Genomic DNA, 16,717 nt, shown 5'->3' on the forward strand with positions numbered 1-16,717 from the left:
CTTCTTGTTTCAGCCTTCGCTGATGCCGCTGCGCCTTAGTTCGACGACGGCGCCGGCGCGTGGCTCAGCTTGACGTTCGAACGTGCCTTGAGCGAGTCCATATACGCGGTCATCTCGGCTTCGGCGTAGCGCTGCGCGATCTGCTGCTGGGCGCCGGCCAGACGGTCCGCCGCGACCGGCGCGCCCTTCTCGATGCCGTTCACGCGATAGATCGCATAGCCGTCCGCGCCCAGATCGACGCCCACGTACGCGGGCAGCTTCGAGGCATCGGCCTTGAAGACGGCGCCGAGGGCCGCGGGCGGCAGACCTTGTGCATCGTTGCGCGATACCGTGATCGCCGATGTAAAGCCTTCGGTCGACTTCGACTTCTGCAGTTCCGCGAGCTTCGCCTCGCCTTGCTTGCGTGCCTGCGCGCTCGCCATGTCGGCCACGACCTTGCCGCGCACCGCGTCCTTCACCGCGTCGAATGCGGGAACGGTAGACGCCTTGTAGTCGGTCACGCGCGCTGCGATCAGCGTGCTGTTGCCGACGTCGATGGCCTGCGTATTGTTGTGTTCCTTCACTGAATCCGGCGCGAACACGGCGGCGAGGAACTTCGCATTGTTGAGCGGGTTGTCCTGCGGCAGTTGCGGGTTCGGCTTCGGCGTGACCGTCGCGGTCTGGATCGTCAGCTTGTACTTGTCCGCCGCCGGTTGAAGCGACTTGGCCTTTTCATAGACGATGTCGTTCAGTCCCGTCGCGGCTGCGGTGAATGCGTTCGATCCTTCTTGCGCGGCGTAGTCCTTCGCGATCGCATCCTTTACTTCATCGAAGGGCTTGGTCGCGGCAGGCTTCACGTCCGTCGCCTGGATGATGTGATAACCGAAGTCCGATTCGACGATGTTGCTCACCTCGCCCTTCTTCAGGCTGAACGCAGCGTCGTCGAAAGCCTTGCCGCCCGCGATCTGCCCGCGCGTGAAGTAGCCCAGATCGCCGCCCTTGCTCGCCGAGCCCGGGTCCTCCGAATCTTTCTGCGCGACTTGCGCGAACTGATCCGGATGCGCCTTCACCTGCGCAAGCAGCGACTCGGCCTTCTGTTTCGCTTTCGCCTTGTCGGCTGCGCTCGCGTCCTTCGGCGCATTCACGAGAATATGGCTCGCGCGGACCTCGCCTTCGGTGCGATAGCGCTGGATATTGTCGTCGTAGTACTTCTTGAGATCGGCGTCGCTCGGCTTCGATGCAGCCGCGAGCGTCGACGGCGACAGCACGAGATATTGAATCGTGGCCGTCTCCGACGTCGCGAAATCATTGCGATGGGCGTCGTAATAAGCGTGCAACTGCGCGTCGGTCGGCTGGACCTTCGCGGCGAAGTCGGCGGTGCGCAGCAGCAGGCCCTGCACGGCGCGGCGCTGCTCGGCGAGTTCGGTCAGGTTCTGAGCGAGCGCCTTCGACGTGAACGACGTTTGCTGAATGCTGGCCGGAATCTGCTCATTGGCGATCGTGTAGCGCATGCGTTCGTCGTACTGCGCGGGCGTCATGCCCTGCATCGCGAGCAACTGCTTGTATCGCTCGACGTCGATGGTGCCGTCCGGCTTGCGCAGCGACGCAATGCCGGGATCGGCCAGCAGCGCACGGCGCACCGCGTCGTCCGATGCGGTCAGATGCAAGCGCTGCGTCTCGTCCGACAGCGTGCGCTGTTGCACGAGGCTATCGACCATTGCGCTGCGCGTCTCGGGCGTATCGAACATCTTGGCGTCGAACTGCGCGCCCAGCATCGAGCGGGCGCGTTCGACCTGCTGCCTGAACGCGCTATCGTATTCGGCGCGCGTGATCTTGTGACCGTTCACGCTGGCGACGTACGCGTTTTCGTCGAAGAAGCTGTTGAAGCCCTGAATCCCCACGATGCCCAGACCGGGCAAGATGAAGAGCATCAGCAAGGCCATCGCCAGGCGCTGGTGACTGCGGAAGAATTGGAGCATGCTTAGCGCTGCGTGTTAGACAAAACGCCCGATATTACAACAGTGGGACGGGAAAAGGCGAAAGGCGGGGATGATTCGCACCCGAGGACGGTCGCGAGGCGTTGTTATCAGTCACTTGCAGCCGGTTGGCGACAACGAAATGCATCGGCCGATGCGCGCACCAGGCCGTTAGGACGTTTAACTATGCGCGCGCAAAACAAAAATCCCGCAAGCGGCGAAGCTTGCGGGACTTTCGATTAACTTGGCGGAGCGGACGGGACTCGAACCCGCGACCCCCGGCGTGACAGGCCGGTATTCTAACCAACTGAACTACCGCTCCTAATTCGATGCGCCACGAAACGAAGAACGGGAAACTGGTGGGTGCTGAGAGGCTCGAACTCCCGACCTACGCCTTGTAAGGGCGCCGCTCTACCAACTGAGCTAAGCACCCGTTCCGCCATTCTTTCGGCTCGCGCCCGCTTGTACGGCCCGGTTAGAAGTTCCGTATCCAGCGAGTCCGCTAGTCTAGCGCATTGTTCTGGCGTTTGCCAGTGAAGAATGGGGAAATTCTGCCGCTTTGTTCGCCATCATGGGCATCAAATGAAGCGCCAATAAAAAACCCGCGGACAAATGCCCGCGGGTTCTTATAACAGCGCTTCGACGCGATGCCTCAGTGCTTCACGACGTCGCCCGATGCGGGCTGGTCTTTCTGCGTTTCCGCAGCGACCGGCGCCGCCTTCGCTTCCTCTTCAGGCAGCGCCTCCGGCAGACGTTCCAGCGCCAGTTCGAGCACGCGGTCGATCCACCGCACCGGCACGATCTCGATGGCGTTCTTCACGTTGTCGGGAATGTCGGCCAGATCCTTCGTGTTTTCCTCGGGGATCAGCACGAGCTTGATGCCGCCGCGATGCGCCGCCAGCAGCTTCTCCTTCAACCCGCCGATCGGCAGCACTTCACCGCGCAGCGTGATTTCGCCCGTCATCGCGACATCCGCGCGAACCGGAATGCCCGTCAGCACCGACACCAGCGCCGTGGTCATCGCGATACCGGCGGACGGACCGTCCTTCGGCGTCGCGCCTTCCGGCACGTGGATGTGAATGTCCTTCTTCTCGAAAGACTCATCCGTGATGCCAAGACGGCGCGAACGCGAACGCACCACCGAGCGCGCGGCTTCGACGGATTCCTTCATCACGTCGCCGAGCGAACCGGTACGGATCACGCCGCCCTTGCCGGGCATCACCGCCGCTTCGATCGTCAGCAGATCGCCGCCGACTTCCGTCCACGCGAGACCCGTTACCTGGCCGATCTGATTTTCCTTCGCGGCGAGACCGAAGTCGTACTTGCGCACGCCGAGGAAGGTATCGAGATTCGAGCCGTCGACCTTCACCGCGCCTTCCGCCTTCTTCAGCAGCAGCATCTTCACGACCTTGCGGCAGATCTTCGACACTTCACGCTCGAGCGAACGAACGCCCGCTTCACGCGTGTAGTAGCGAATGATGTCGCGGATGGCTTGTTCCGTGACGTCGATCTCGCCTTCCTTCAGGCCGTTGTTGCGCTTTTGCTTCGGCAGCAGATAGCGCTGCGCGATGCTGACCTTCTCGTCCTCGGTGTAACCCGAGAGGCGAATGACTTCCATCCGGTCGAGCAGCGGCGGCGGAATATTCAGCGAGTTCGACGTCGCCACGAACATCACGTCCGACAGGTCGAAGTCCACTTCGATGTAGTGATCCGCGAACGTATGGTTCTGTTCCGGATCCAGCACTTCGAGCAGCGCCGATGCCGGATCGCCGCGGAAATCCATGCCCATCTTGTCGACTTCGTCGAGCAGGAAGAGCGGATTGCGCACGCCGACCTTGGCCAGGCTCTGCAAAATCTTGCCGGGCATGGAACCGATATACGTGCGACGGTGACCGCGAATCTCGGACTCGTCGTGCACGCCGCCGAGCGCCATGCGCACGAACTTGCGATTCGTCGCGCGGGCGATCGACTGCCCGAGCGAGGTCTTGCCGACGCCCGGAGGCCCGACGAGGCACAGAATCGGCGCCTTCACCTTCTCGACGCGTTGCTGGACCGCGAGATACTCGAGAATGCGTTCCTTGACCTTCTCGAGACCGAAGTGGTCTTCATCGAGCACGCGCTCGGCGTTCGACAGGTCGTTGTTGACCTTGCTCTTCTTGCGCCACGGCAAGCCGATCAGCGTGTCGATATAGTTGCGCACGACGGTCGCTTCCGCGGACATCGGCGACATCAGCTTCAGCTTCTTCAGTTCGGCGTCGGCCTTCTTCTTGGCTTCCTTGGGCATGCGCGCGGCGGTGATGCGCTTCTCGAGTTCCTCGAGATCCGCGCCCTCTTCGCCTTCGCCCAGTTCCTTCTGAATGGCCTTGACCTGCTCGTTCAGGTAGTACTCGCGCTGGCTCTTCTCCATCTGGCGTTTCACGCGCCCGCGGATGCGCTTTTCGACCTGCAGAATGTCGATTTCGGCTTCCAGCTGCGCGAGCAGATGCTCCAGACGCTCGATGACCGGGAACATCTCGAGAATGTGCTGCTTCTGGTCGAGCTTGAGCGGCAGATGCGCTGCGATGGTGTCAGCCAGACGACCCGCTTCGTCGATACCCGACAGCGACGTCAGGATCTCCGGAGGAATCTTCTTGTTCAGCTTCACGTACTGATCGAACTGCGAGACGATCGCGCGGCGCAGCGCTTCGGTCTCGGCGCTATCCGCGTGGTCCGGTTCGAGCGGCATCACATCGCAGGAAAACTGCGTTTCCTGTTCTTCGATGGAAAGCGTCTTCGCGCGCTGCAAGCCTTCGACGAGCACCTTCACCGTGCCGTCCGGCAGCTTCAGCATTTGCAAGATGTTGGCGACACACCCTACTTCGTACATGTCCTTTTCGGTCGGCTCGTCTTTCGCCGCGGTTTTCTGGGCGACGAGCATGATGTGCTTGCCGCCTTCCATAGCGGCTTCGAGCGCCTTGATCGACTTGGGCCGCCCAACGAAGAGCGGAATTACCATGTGCGGGAATACGACTACGTCGCGCAGCGGGAGCAGCGGCAGCGTAATGCGTTCCTGCGGGAGGAGTTGGGTTCCTGACATTTCATTTCCCCATGAATGGAATCGGTTCGTTCGTAAGTAAGGCCGTTAAGAGCTATTGCAAGCCTTTATCGGAAGTGAAAAGTCGGTAGTCCAAGATCGTCAGCAAACGTCCACAAGATAAACCGAAAAAATAAACAAAGGCCGTTCACGTTGCCATGAACGGCCTTTCGCCGACACACAGCCCGAATTAATTCGACCCTGCTACTTTGGGTGCGTCTTCATAAATCAGCAGCGGCTTGCCGTCGCCGTCGATGGTGTTGTCATCGACGATGACCTTCGACACGCCCTTCATCGTCGGCAACTCGTACATCACGTCGAGCAACGCCTGTTCCAGAATCGAACGCAGTCCGCGCGCGCCGGTCTTGCGGCGAATCGCCTTTTGCGCGATGGCCTGCAGCGCAGCCGGGCGAATCTCCAGTTCCACGCGCTCCATTGCGAAGAGCTTGTGATACTGCTTCACCAGCGCGTTCTTCGGCTCGATCAGGATCTTGACGAGCGCGGCTTCATCCAGCTTGCCGAGCGTGGCCACGACGGGCAGACGGCCGATCAGTTCCGGAATCAGGCCGAACTTGATCAGATCTTCCGGCTCGACTTCGCGCAGCACTTCGCCGGCGTCGCGATCCTGCTTGCTCTTCACGCTCGCGCCGAAACCGATCCCGGTTTTCTCGGTGCGATCCGTGATGACCTTCTCGAGCCCGTCGAATGCGCCGCCGCAGATGAACAGGATGTTGGTCGTATCGACCTGGATGAAATCCTGATTCGGATGCTTGCGTCCGCCTTGCGGCGGCACCGACGCCATCGTGCCTTCGACCAGCTTCAGAAGCGCCTGCTGCACGCCCTCGCCCGACACGTCGCGCGTGATGGACGGGTTGTCCGACTTGCGGCTGATCTTGTCGATTTCATCGATATAGACGATGCCGCGCTGCGCCTTGTCGACTTCGTAGTTGCAGTTCTGCAGCAGCTTCTGAATGATGTTCTCGACGTCCTCGCCGACATACCCCGCTTCGGTAAGCGTGGTGGCGTCCGCGATGACGAACGGCACGTTCAGCATGCGCGCGAGCGTCTGCGCGAGCAGCGTCTTGCCGGAGCCGGTCGGCCCGATCAGCAGGATGTTGCTCTTCGACAGCTCGATGTCGTCCTTCTTGTCGAGATGCTTGAGCCGCTTGTAATGGTTGTACACGGCCACCGCGAGAATCTTCTTCGCGCGTTCCTGGCCGATCACGTACTGATTGAGGATATCGCTGATTTCCTGCGGGCTCGGCAGGTCGGACCTGGTCAGCCCGGCCTCTTCCGCCGCGCCGGCCGCCTCGTCGCGAATGATCTCGTTGCACAGGTCGATACATTCATCGCAGATGAATACCGACGGGCCAGCGATGAGTTTTTTCACCTCATGCTGACTCTTTCCGCAAAACGAGCAATACAGCAGCTTTTCGCTGCTGGAACCTTTCTTGTCCGCCATAGATGTGTAAGCCTCCGGACACTCTTGTTACATGATACGCCCATCGATCCGGGCACGCAGATTACCCCGCGCGGCCCGGCCGAAGGGCGTTTTGGCGTTGCGCCGCATCCGTCGTCCGAGTTCGACCGGCCTTGATTGGCAGGCCCGATGCAGCGCCGCTCCGGACGCCTTCAGGGACGCTTGTGCAGCACCTGGTCGACGATGCCGTAGGCTTGCGCGTCGTCGCCGGACATGAAGTTGTCGCGATCCGTGTCGCGCGCAATGCGCTCGACCGGCTGACCCGTGTGATGCGACAGCAGCTGATTGAGACGTTCCTTCAGGTACAGAATTTCCCGCGCCTGAATTTCGATATCGGATGCCTGGCCGCGTGCGCCGCCGAGCGGCTGGTGGATCATCACGCGGGCATTGGGCAGCGCCACGCGCTTGCCCTTCGCACCCGACGCCAGCAGGAACGCGCCCATGCTCGCAGCAAGGCCCATGCACAGCGTGGAAACGTCCGGCTTCACGAACTGCATCGTGTCGTAGATGGCCATGCCGGCCGAGACCGAGCCGCCCGGGCTGTTGATGTACAGGCTGATGTCCTTGTCGGGATTCTCGCTCTCGAGAAACAGCAGCTGCGCGACGACGAGATTCGCCGACTGGTCGTTGACTTCGCCAACCAGGAAAACCACGCGCTCTTTGAGCAGGCGCGAGTAGATGTCATAGGCACGCTCGCCACGGCCGCTCGTCTCCACGACCATCGGAACGAGGCCGAGCGCCTGGGCTTCGAAGTCCCGTGGAGCATGGGACGCCAACGTGTCGAGCAATTCAGCGCGAAAGGTCATGCAATTTCCTTGTTCGGAATAGGGATACTGAACGACGAAGAGACAGCCATTCAAACGGCATGGGCACGCTCGAACTTTAATGCAAAAAAGGCGTGCGGGCCGCCATCGACGACACCGCACGCCCCTTGGCCGTTCGCGTCAGGCCTGCGCCGTTGCGCTGGACAGTTCTTCGAAGCTGACTTCCTTGTCGGTCACCTTGGCCTTGCCGAGCACGAATTCGACGACGTTGCTTTCCACGACGTACGCTTCCATTTCGGCGAGGCGCTGCTGGTTCGAATAATACCAGCGGACGACTTCCTTCGGGTCTTCGTAGCTTTTCGCGAACTCGTCGACTTCAGCGCGGATCTGCTCCGGCTTTGCCTGCAAATCGTTGACTTTCACCAGTTCGGCGAGAACCAGGCCCAGCTTCACGCGGCGCTCTGCCTGCTCGGCGAACATTTCGGCCGGAATCGGCGCATCCGCTGCGTTCGGCACGCCGCGTTGCTGCAGGTCCTGACGCGCCATTTCGACCAGACGCTGCTGATCCTGCTCGACGAGCGCCTTCGGCACGTCCAGCTCGGAAATCTTGAGCAGCGCGTCCATGACCTGGTTCTTCACGATCTGCTGCGTGCGGCGCTTGGCTTCACGCTCCAGGTTGTCCTTGATTTCGGCGCGCATCTTCGTGAGATCGCCGTCTTCGATGCCGAGCGACTTCGCGAAGTCCGCGTCGACTTCCGGCAGATGCGGCCATTCGATCTTCTTCACGGTGATCGTGAACTGCGCCGTCTTGCCGGCGACGTCCTTGCCGTGATAGTCGTCCGGGAACTTGAGGTCGAATTCGCGCGATTCGCCGACCTTCAGGCCCGTCGCAGCTTGTTCGAACTCCGGCAGCATGCGGCCTTCGCCGAGCACGAACGCGAAGTCCTGTGCGCTGCCGCCTTCGAATTCGACGCCATCCAGCTTGCCGACGAAGTCCAGCGTGATGCGGTCGCCGTCCTTGGCTGCCGTGTCCGTGCCGCCGTCGCCGTGCTCGCCGCCTTCGCCGCGTGCGTGGAAATGAACACGCTGCTTGCGCAGGATTTCGAGCGTGCGGTCGACTTCCGCTTCGGAGATGGTCGTCACGGTGCGCTCGATTTCAGCGGTCGCGACGTCGCCCAGCTTGACTTCCGGATAGACCTCGAAGGTCGCGTCGAATGCGTAGGCATCTTCAGCCGCTTCGCCCTTCGGCGCAAAGCTCGGCTGGCCCGCGACGCGCAGGTTCTCGGCGCGCGTGACATCGAAGAACTCCTTGCCGACCTTGTCGCTCAGCACTTCGGCCTCGACCTGGCCGGCGTACTGCTGCGTGACCATCTTGAGCGGCACCTTGCCCGGGCGGAAACCCGGCATGCGCACGTTCTTGGCCAGCTGGCGGATGCGCGACTCCACTTCCTTCTGAATCGAGTCTTTCGGCAGGGAAATGGTCAGGCGGCGTTCGAGCTTGCCGAGGTTTTCAACTACGTTAGCCATGGCTTCAATCGTCCTAGAGTAATTCGATGTTCGGTGTTCGGTTCTTCCGCGGTTCTAAAGGCGCGGGTCCGTGGAGGGCCGCCGGCGCTCTTCTCTTCAACGGCCGACGTTCGCGGAGCGCGAAAAAACGCGCCATTCAGAAAACGCCCGGACCGTCGCCGAGCGAGTCAGCCAACAGAGCCAGCCATTCTAGCAAACAAATCAAACCGCCTTTGCCTGCGGGAACGGCCATGCTGAGTTTCAGGCGCTTTCGGCCGTTTTAAGGCCGACTTTTCGCGTAAATCCGCGTTTTCGCGGCAAGCCGGGCCGACGCACAATGCCCGCTATGAGGCCACGGCTATTTTGCTGCGCGCAGCGCGCTGATAAGCTTGGCCGCGCAATCCGCTCGCGAAAGCGGCATGCATTGCCGCGGCGAATCACAGGCATGCCACAACAGCATAAATGGGGCGTGCCCGCAGCATTTCAATCGACTCTTCAGCGACCTTTTACTATCAGAACATCGAGACACCATGCCTAACGTCACGCCAGCCGCGCCCGCTCCCGTCGTCGTCATCGCTCCGGATTCGTTCAAGGGATCGCTCTCAGCCGAAGGCGTCGCGAACGCCATCGCGGAAGGCATCAGGCGGGCGCGGCCGGACGCGGAAATCCGCATTCGGCCGATGGCCGACGGCGGCGAAGGCACGCTCGACGCGATGCTCGCCGCCGGCGGCGAGCGGCGTCTCCTGAACGTGCGCGGCGCGGCGTCCGCCCGGCGCGATGCGGCGACGGGTCTGCTTGCCGATGGCAGCGCGATCATCGAAACGGCGGAAGTGGTCGGCATCACGGACCCCGACGGCATGGCCGTGCCGGTCACGGAGCGCAGCACGCTCGGCATGGGCGAGGCGATCCGCGCCCTGCTCGACTCGGGCGCGCGCCGGTTCTTCGTCGCGCTCGGCGGCAGCAGCACGAACGATGGCGGCGCGGGCCTGCTCGTCGGCCTCGGGCTTAAGCTCTTCGATGCGGACGGTCAGGAATTGCCGCCGACGCCGTCGTCGCTCGCGAAAATCGCGCGTGTCGATGCAACGGGGCTGGATCCGCGCGTGAAAGAAGCGGAGTTCGTCGGCATGTCCGATGTCGATAACCCGCTCACCGGCGAGCATGGCGCGACCGCCGTGTTCGGCCCGCAGAAAGGCGTGACGCCCGAGCAGATCGCGGCGATCGACGCCGCCCTCGCCCATTTCGCGGATCGGCTCGAACCGGCGATGGGCGTCGTCAAGCGCAACGAACCGGGCGCGGGCGCGGCCGGCGGGCTCGGTTTTGCGCTGCACATGCTCGGCGCGCGCTTCGAAACCGGCGCGGAAGTCGTGGCGCGCGAGATCGGCCTGGACGATGCCCTCGCCGGCGCGAACTGGCTCATCACCGGCGAAGGCCGCTCGGACGTGCAGACGCTGCACGGCAAGGCGCCTTTCATCGCCTGCAAGCATGCGCGGGCGGCGGGCGTGACGGCGTCGCTGCTGTCGGGCGCCGTCGATTCGGCGGCGCTGCCGCGTCTGTCGGAGTTTTTCAGCGGATGCTTCTCGCCCGCGCCGGGTCCGATCACCCTCGATGTCGCGATCCGCGACGCCGCCCGCTTGCTGGCGAACGAAGCCGAACAGCTCACACGCTTGCGATTCGGCGCGGTCTGAGCATCGCGGGAGCGCGGCGCGTCAGGCTCGCGCCTGCGCCCCGGATCGACGTCCGAACGCCAGTCGATCCAAACACCATACGGCAAGCATCGTCGCACCCATCAGCGGAAACACGACGCCCACGAGCGCCAGCCCGCCGCGCCACGCGCGCATCGGCGGGCGCTTGGCCGGACGCGACGGCGCGCCGAGCGTGCGCGTCGGACGGCGCTTGAGCCACATCACGAAGCCCGTCACCGAAAGCGCCGCCAGTCCGAGCGAAATCGCGGAACAGATGATCTGATTGGCCATCCCGAAGTAGCGTCCCATGTGCAGCGACGTGCCGTACGAGATGACTTGCGCGATCGCTCCGTAGCTCTGATACGAGATATCGGACAGCACGCGGCCGGTGTATTGATCGACGTGCAACGTGCGCTCCGCTTGCGGATCGGCGGGGAAGTACGACACCGTGTACACGCCGGTCGGAGAGGACGGCAACGCGATGCCGTAGTCATCGGCGATACCGTGCTTCGCCGCCAGCGCGACCACGTCGTCGAGCGGCACACGCGACGCAGCCGCGTGGCCCGCGCTATCCGGTACCACAGTCGCGCCCACGGCCCACGGCGTCTGGTGCAGCGGCAAATCGTCCATCTTCATCGCCATGCCGTGCATCGCATGTTCGCCGCCTTCGGGTGACGCCTTGCCGGGCGCGGTCGAATGCACGTGCGCCTCGCCCCACGCGCCTTTCGGATAGCCGAGGGATGCCGATGTCGCCAGCGCCTTGAACTGCTTGCCCCACGAGTTGGACCACGGCAGGCCGCTCAACACGAAGAACAGCGCGCCGATAGCGAGCCACACGCCGCCCACCGCGTGCAGGTCGCGCCACCACGCGCGCCCGTTAAGCGACAAGCGCGGTAGCCACACGCCAGCCGCACGGCGGCCCGCGCTGCCCCACGGCCACCACAGCGCGACGCCCGTGCCGATCATCACGAGCGTCCAGCAGCCGGCCAGTTCCATGAGCAGTTCGCCGGTCTTGCCGAGCATCAGCCCGCGATGCAGGTTGCGAATCTGCCTCATCAACCGGTGCTCGACGCTCAGCGTTCCGAGCACCGCGCCGTCGTACGGATTGACGTAGACGCTCTCGCTTTCGCCCGACGGCAGCCGGAACACGAACTCGGCGCTGCGTGTGGGATCGGTCTCGATCTGCGCGAGCGTCGCCACTGCATCGCGCGGCTCGGCGGCGATCGCCTTTGCGAGCAGCGCATCCTGCGAAAAACGCGGAGCGCGGGTATCGGCGACGATCATCCGGTCGCGATACAACATCGGCTCGATTTGCGGCTGGAAGCAATACAGCGTGCCGGTGATCGCCAGCACGATCAGCAGCGGCATCACGAAGAGTCCCGCATAAAAGTGCCAGCGCCAGAGCGTGCGGCGCTCGGCGATGACGTCGCTATCCGGTTCGGCGAGTGTGGATTGAGGTGCGTGCATGACGTGTCCTGTCGAATGTTTGAGTTGAGAACAAACCGGCTTCAGATGCCGATGCGCCCTTCCACGTAGAACGTGCGGCCCGGATAGGGATGAAAGACGTAGTAGCGTCGATCGAACAGGTTGTCGACGCCCACGCCCAGTTGCGTCGTCTTGGTCGGCTTGTAGGTCAGCTTCGCATCGACGACGGCATACGTGCTCGTGCCGCCATAGGTATTCGGATTGACGTCGGTGTTGGTGAGCGTGTTGTACTGGCGGCCCGAGTAGCGCAGCGCGAGCGTGCCCGCCATGTTCGCGGTCGCGCGATACGTCGCCACGGCGTTCACGCGCCACAACGGAATGCGATAGAAATACTTGCCGACCGACGCCGGGTTAGTGCTGTTCTCGATGATCTTCGACTGCGTGTACGCCACGTTCGCGGCGAGATCGAGGCCGCGCAGCAACACGTCCTGCCCTTCGTAGCTCGCTTCGGCTCCGCGCGACCGCACCTTGCCGATGTTCTGGAAGTTCGTGACGTTCGGAATGACGGTCGTGTTCGTCTGGCTCAGGATCGTGTTCTTTACGTCATCCTGAAAGAGCGTGAAGCGGTAGAGGCCGTTGCCATGCGTCCATTCGGCGGTGAGTTCCTTCGAAAGATCGTTCTCCGGCTGAAGGTTCGGATTGCTGTTGATGATCGACACGCCGTTGATTTGCCCCTGGAACAACTCGCCGACGGTCGGAAACCGATACGCGCGCCCGATGGATGCCCGCAGCGTCAGATCGTTGGTCGCGTCGAACGACAGCGATGCTTTTGGCGACCAGTGGCTCTGGCTGACATCGCCATAAGCGAGCGACGTGGCGCCGAGCGCGCGCGAGCCGTCGTAGGCATTCCAGTTCTCGTAACGCACGCCATAGGTGAACGCCCAGCGCGGCAGGAACCGCCACGCGTCCTGTGCGTACAGGGCTTGCGTGCGCGTGCGGCCGGCGAACGCATTGGCGAAGGACACGCCCCGGCCATCGCGCCACGCGGCCGTGTTCGACGTCACGTTGTCGAGAAAATAGTTGTCGTAGTGATAGCCGAACGATACGGCGTGCGCGGCCAGTCCCGAGCTTGCCGACGGTGTCCAGCTCGTGCGCAGGTCGAGCGACTTCCATCCCGAGCCGGAACCATCCGTGAGCGTGCCGGGGCCGTCGCCGGGCACGCCGGAATTCGCCGTGCGCGCGATGCTCTGCGTGATGTCGAAGTACGAAGCGACGGCTTCCGCGTTCCAGCCCGTATCGTTGTGCGTGCGCAGCGACAAGCCGTAGAGGAAGTTTTCGCTCGACCCCATGCTCGGCGCGAACGCGGCGACGGGCAGGTTGTATTCGAAGCCGTCGATGTTCACGCGGCCGCTATAGACCGGATTGCCGGCGGCATCGCGCAGGAAGGTTGTAGTGTCGCTGTTGTACTTCTGATGCCAGTAGCCGAGCGTGAAGCCGGCCTGCAGCGTGTTCGTCAGGTCGTAGGCGAGCTTCACGCGCAACTGGTCCTGAAACGTTCGCTCGATGCCTTCGGCCGTCGTGCCGACAACCGCTGTGCGCGCGTTGAACTGGTCGTTGTAGAAGCGCGCGCCGGTGACGGGCGTATCGGCGGCGGTGGCGGGCGTGCGCGATTGCGCGAAGGTCGCGAACTGGAGCGGCTGGCCGGTGTTCTCCAGATGATCGAAGCCGATCAGGAACGAGAATCTGCCGATGCGGTCGCCTACTTTACCCGTCGTGTTCGTGCCGTTGAAGCTGCGGTTGATGCCGAACAGATCGAAGTGTTGCGTGAACGCCTGCACTTTCGCGTCGGCTTCGAACTGCGTCGGCATGCGGGTGGTGATGGCGACGGTCGCGCCGATCGAGTTGCCGGGATAAAGCGCCGAGTACGGCCCGTAGATGACGTCGGTGCGGGCGATGTCGTCGGCGAAAACCATCGACCAGCGCGGCGCGAACGACCACGTATTGCCGAGGAAATTGCTGAGCAGCAAGCCGTCCGCGTACACGAGGCCGCGCGCCGTTTGCGCGTTGCTCGTGCCGCGCACGGAGATGGTCGCGTTCGGATCGCCGATGAAACGCTTGCGCACGGCCATGTTCGGCGCGTACTTCAGCACGTCTTCGGGCGTCGTGACGTTCCAGTACTGGAACTGGTCGGCGGTCACCGTGTTGACGCTGGCGGGCAGGTTCGGATCGAGCGGAGAGCGTACTGCCGACGATGACTGCGCCGTCACGACGACGGGCGCAAGCGTGGTTTCGGGTTCGGCTTCGGGCGAATTGGCGGCGGTGGCTGTAGCCGTGGCGGCGGCGGGCGTAGCGGACCAGGCCGCATGCGCCAGGAGCGACAACGGCAAAGCCGCGCGCCATGGCGTGACGGCGCGACGGCGCGAATGCCGGCGCGCTCGCTTGAGGAGCGTGAACATCGTGGATTCCTGAATGAGCTGGCGAGCGACCGCGTCGCCCGCGCGCTCATGCGCCGGGCGAACGACTACGCGATCGGACGGGAGACGGCTTCAAGAAAGGACGGGAGGCGCGCGCGGTGAAGCGGCGTTGAAAGACTTCGTCGTGACGATGCGGATCGGCACGACCGGCGCGACGCGCGCGACGCGCTCCATCGATGCGACGGCATGCGAAGCCGCAAAAACCACCGGCAAATGATGCGCGAGCAGTCCGCAATACGAGCAGGCATCTAAGTGGCCAGCGTGTTCGCCGGCGCCCGCGTGAGACGCGTGGGCTGCGGGTTCGTCGGCGTCTGCGTCTGCATCGTCGTCGGCATCCGCGTCTGCGTGGTGGTGAGCGTGCTCGTCGGCGGTCGAGAAGACGCTGGGGAGCGTATCGACGGTGCAGAACGCGGCGGCTTCGGTATCGAGCGCGGCATTGCGAGCGGCGATGCTCTGGCTGATGACCGGCGCGACAATAGCCAGCCACATGGCGGCAATGCCGAGCCATGCGACGAAGCGATTGCGCGCGTTGCGGGTCATGAGCAGGAAGAGGAAGGATGCGAAAGGCGAGAATGACGTGATTCTAGGCAGAGGGCTGCCGGGCCGCAATCGCCAGGCGCGCATGGCGGATATCGACTGCCATTCGTCCTTCGCGTACGGACCATGCGCCGCGCAGCCGATGCCCGCGTGCGATGCAATTTGGCAGACATCGCCTGACGAATGCGTTAGAATGCGCGGCTTGGCACAGTGGACCGGTGCCGGACACGGCGGTTGCACAGCCCCCGTGCTGCGAGGATGGCGAAATTGGTAGACGCACCAGGTTTAGGTCCTGACGCCAGCAATGGTGTGGGGGTTCGAGTCCCCCTCCTCGCACCATACGAACCCCTTTGATCGCCGAAGGGGTTTTTTCATTTCCGGCCCGGCGTCGCGCGCTACAGCACGATATCGCCTACCTCGACCATCATCACTTCGCCTTTCGCTTGCGATCGCCCCGCGAAGTCGACGCCCGTCTGCCCGATCCGCTTCCTGATTTCCTCCGCGACCCGCTCGCTCGCCTGCGCGGCGGCAATCGGCCTGTCGACATGCGAAAGAAACCGACGCACGCTCGACTGCTCCCAGTGTACGAACACGTTCAGCGGATACGACAGCTTCGCGTCGGCACGGCGCGCAGCCGTGATGTGCAGCCCGAGCGTCGGCGATACGCTCATCTGCCGCGGACACACGCGAAAGTCGAAGCCGAAGTCCTTCGCCACGCTTCTCACCAGGAACGGCACGCACTTGTCGCCGAACTGCTTGTTCTCCGTCTTGCTCAGGGGCATCGCCGTCTCCGATAGGTTCGCGCTTCTCGCGTGTTTTGCGCAGTGTTGCGCGGGCGATGACCGCCGTCAGTGGGCCGGCGCACATCGGCTCGGTGCAATCGCGCGGCCAGTGTGGTCTGGATCGCTCAGGCTGCGCTGCATCGCCCGGGCGGATAAAATGGCCGCCGTTTCGCATCCATCGCACACCCCACAAGTCCCCTTCGTGAACTTCGACGACTACTGCCAGAAAAAAGCCGCCCCCGAAGGCTCCAGTGCGTACTACGCGCTGCGCCGCGCGCCCGTCGCGCGCCAGCCGCTCGTGACCGCGCTGTACGCGCTCTATCGGGAACTGGAAGAGACGGTGAAAGAAACCAGCGACCCTACCATCGGCCGCACCAAGCACGCCTGGTGGCAAGCCGAACTCGGCAAGCTCGACGCCGGCGAGCCGACGCATCCGGTCACCAAAGCGCTGCGGGCGCACTGCCCGCCCGGCAGCGCGCTCGATCGAGCGGTGCGCGCATCGCTGCCGATGCTCGTCGATGGCTTCGGCATGGACCTCGATCAGGCGCGCTATCTCGACTGGCCCGGGCTGCGGCGTTATCTGGATCAGACCGGCGGCGCGTTCGGCACGGCCGTCGCGAGCGCCACGGCGCGCGATCCCGAGCAGGCCGCCTCATGGGCCGCGCCGCTCGGCGCTGCACTGTTGCTCGCCGAGCGCGTGCAGGATATCGGTGACGACGCGCGCAACGGGCGCATCTACGTACCCATCGACGAGTTGCAGCGTTTCAACGTGACGGCGGCGGACATCATCAATCGCAAGTACAGCGACGCGTTTTCCGACCTGATGCGCTTCCAGACCGAACGCGCCCGCCGTTCACTGCACGAGGCGCTCGCCGCGATACCACCCGCCGAGCGCTCGTCGCAACGCGTATTGCGCGCGCAGGCCGCGCTTGCGCTGGCGCGCTTCGATGAGATCGAACGGGAAGGCTTTCAGGTGCTGCATCAGCGCATCTCCCTCACGCCGATCCGCAAACTGTGGATTACCTGGCGTACGCGATAG

General features: G+C 63.5%; 11 protein-coding genes and 3 tRNA genes. 3 read left to right on the top strand and 11 right to left on the bottom strand.

Features of this window, described 5'->3' with window-relative positions; translation table 11 throughout:
* Positions 1-35 precede the first annotated feature (35 nt).
* The 7 genes from BG57_RS19755 to tig all read right to left on the bottom strand — a co-directional run bounded on the left by BG57_RS19755 (position 36) and on the right by tig (position 8,799).
* Positions 36-1,958: a SurA N-terminal domain-containing protein gene (locus BG57_RS19755; protein WP_035967401.1), complete on the bottom strand. Its 1,923-nt coding sequence runs from the start codon at positions 1,956-1,958 to the stop codon at positions 36-38.
* Positions 1,959-2,200: 242 nt separating this feature from the next.
* Positions 2,201-2,277, bottom strand: a tRNA-Asp gene (locus BG57_RS19760).
* A 35-nt stretch (positions 2,278-2,312) separates the two neighbouring features.
* Positions 2,313-2,388, bottom strand: a tRNA-Val gene (locus BG57_RS19765).
* A gap of 219 nt (positions 2,389-2,607) precedes the next feature.
* On the bottom strand, positions 2,608-5,031 hold the full coding sequence (gene lon / locus BG57_RS19770) for an endopeptidase La (protein WP_035967403.1): 2,424 nt from the start codon (positions 5,029-5,031) through the stop codon (positions 2,608-2,610).
* A 187-nt stretch (positions 5,032-5,218) separates the two neighbouring features.
* Positions 5,219-6,490 (bottom strand): ATP-dependent Clp protease ATP-binding subunit ClpX, encoded by a 1,272-nt coding sequence (gene clpX, locus BG57_RS19775; protein ID WP_035967405.1) that lies wholly within the window; start codon positions 6,488-6,490, stop codon positions 5,219-5,221.
* Between the two features lie 170 nt (positions 6,491-6,660).
* The gene (gene clpP, locus BG57_RS19780) at positions 6,661-7,314 is read right to left on the bottom strand and encodes an ATP-dependent Clp endopeptidase proteolytic subunit ClpP (RefSeq protein WP_014191278.1); all 654 of its coding nucleotides are present in this window, start codon (positions 7,312-7,314) and stop codon (positions 6,661-6,663) included.
* Positions 7,315-7,452: 138 nt separating this feature from the next.
* Positions 7,453-8,799, bottom strand: a complete 1,347-nt coding sequence (tig, locus tag BG57_RS19785; protein WP_035967406.1) for a trigger factor — start codon at positions 8,797-8,799, stop codon at positions 7,453-7,455.
* Between the two features lie 509 nt (positions 8,800-9,308).
* On the opposite strand from tig, the gene BG57_RS19790 reads away from it, so the two are divergent.
* Positions 9,309-10,463: a glycerate kinase gene (locus BG57_RS19790; protein WP_035967408.1), complete on the top strand. Its 1,155-nt coding sequence runs from the start codon at positions 9,309-9,311 to the stop codon at positions 10,461-10,463.
* Between the two features lie 21 nt (positions 10,464-10,484).
* Here the strand turns inward: BG57_RS19790 and BG57_RS19795 are convergent, their stop codons facing one another.
* The 3 genes from BG57_RS19795 to BG57_RS19805 all read right to left on the bottom strand — a co-directional run bounded on the left by BG57_RS19795 (position 10,485) and on the right by BG57_RS19805 (position 14,899).
* Positions 10,485-11,927, bottom strand: coding sequence for a PepSY-associated TM helix domain-containing protein (locus BG57_RS19795; RefSeq protein ID WP_035967409.1), 1,443 nt, complete (start codon positions 11,925-11,927; stop codon positions 10,485-10,487).
* Positions 11,928-11,968: 41 nt separating this feature from the next.
* Positions 11,969-14,341 (bottom strand): TonB-dependent receptor, encoded by a 2,373-nt coding sequence (locus tag BG57_RS19800; RefSeq protein ID WP_035967413.1) that lies wholly within the window; start codon positions 14,339-14,341, stop codon positions 11,969-11,971.
* Between the two features lie 90 nt (positions 14,342-14,431).
* Complete coding sequence (locus BG57_RS19805) at positions 14,432-14,899, bottom strand: DUF2946 family protein (RefSeq protein ID WP_035967416.1); 468 nt, start codon at positions 14,897-14,899, stop codon at positions 14,432-14,434.
* A 249-nt stretch (positions 14,900-15,148) separates the two neighbouring features.
* Between BG57_RS19805 and BG57_RS19810 the strand changes: the two genes are divergently transcribed.
* Positions 15,149-15,235, top strand: a tRNA-Leu gene (locus tag BG57_RS19810).
* A gap of 56 nt (positions 15,236-15,291) precedes the next feature.
* Here BG57_RS19810 and BG57_RS19815 read toward each other — a convergent pair.
* Positions 15,292-15,678 (bottom strand): DUF5594 family protein, encoded by a 387-nt coding sequence (locus BG57_RS19815; RefSeq protein ID WP_035967418.1) that lies wholly within the window; start codon positions 15,676-15,678, stop codon positions 15,292-15,294.
* A 202-nt stretch (positions 15,679-15,880) separates the two neighbouring features.
* On the opposite strand from BG57_RS19815, the gene BG57_RS19820 reads away from it, so the two are divergent.
* Positions 15,881-16,717 carry a squalene/phytoene synthase family protein gene (locus tag BG57_RS19820; RefSeq protein ID WP_035967419.1) on the top strand — a complete coding sequence of 279 codons (837 nt, stop codon included), beginning with the start codon at positions 15,881-15,883 and terminating at the stop codon, positions 16,715-16,717.

It is taken from the genome of Caballeronia grimmiae (genome assembly GCF_000698555.1).
Taxonomy (GTDB): Bacteria; Pseudomonadota; Gammaproteobacteria; order Burkholderiales; family Burkholderiaceae; genus Caballeronia; species Caballeronia grimmiae.

Excerpts from the sequence above, each read along its gene's own strand:
- BG57_RS19755 (WP_035967401.1), bottom strand. The coding sequence starts at position 1,958 with ATGCTCCAATTCTTCCGCAGTCACCAGCGCCTGGCGATGGCCTTGCTG.
- lon (WP_035967403.1), bottom strand. The coding sequence starts at position 5,031 with ATGTCAGGAACCCAACTCCTCCCGCAGGAACGCATTACGCTGCCGCTG.
- clpX (WP_035967405.1), bottom strand. The coding sequence starts at position 6,490 with ATGGCGGACAAGAAAGGTTCCAGCAGCGAAAAGCTGCTGTATTGCTCG.
- clpP (WP_014191278.1), bottom strand. The coding sequence starts at position 7,314 with ATGACCTTTCGCGCTGAATTGCTCGACACGTTGGCGTCCCATGCTCCA.
- tig (WP_035967406.1), bottom strand. The coding sequence starts at position 8,799 with ATGGCTAACGTAGTTGAAAACCTCGGCAAGCTCGAACGCCGCCTGACC.
- BG57_RS19790 (WP_035967408.1), top strand. The coding sequence starts at position 9,309 with ATGCCTAACGTCACGCCAGCCGCGCCCGCTCCCGTCGTCGTCATCGCT.
- BG57_RS19795 (WP_035967409.1), bottom strand. The coding sequence starts at position 11,927 with ATGCACGCACCTCAATCCACACTCGCCGAACCGGATAGCGACGTCATC.
- BG57_RS19800 (WP_035967413.1), bottom strand. The coding sequence starts at position 14,341 with ATGTTCACGCTCCTCAAGCGAGCGCGCCGGCATTCGCGCCGTCGCGCC.
- BG57_RS19805 (WP_035967416.1), bottom strand. The coding sequence starts at position 14,899 with ATGACCCGCAACGCGCGCAATCGCTTCGTCGCATGGCTCGGCATTGCC.
- BG57_RS19815 (WP_035967418.1), bottom strand. The coding sequence starts at position 15,678 with ATGCCCCTGAGCAAGACGGAGAACAAGCAGTTCGGCGACAAGTGCGTG.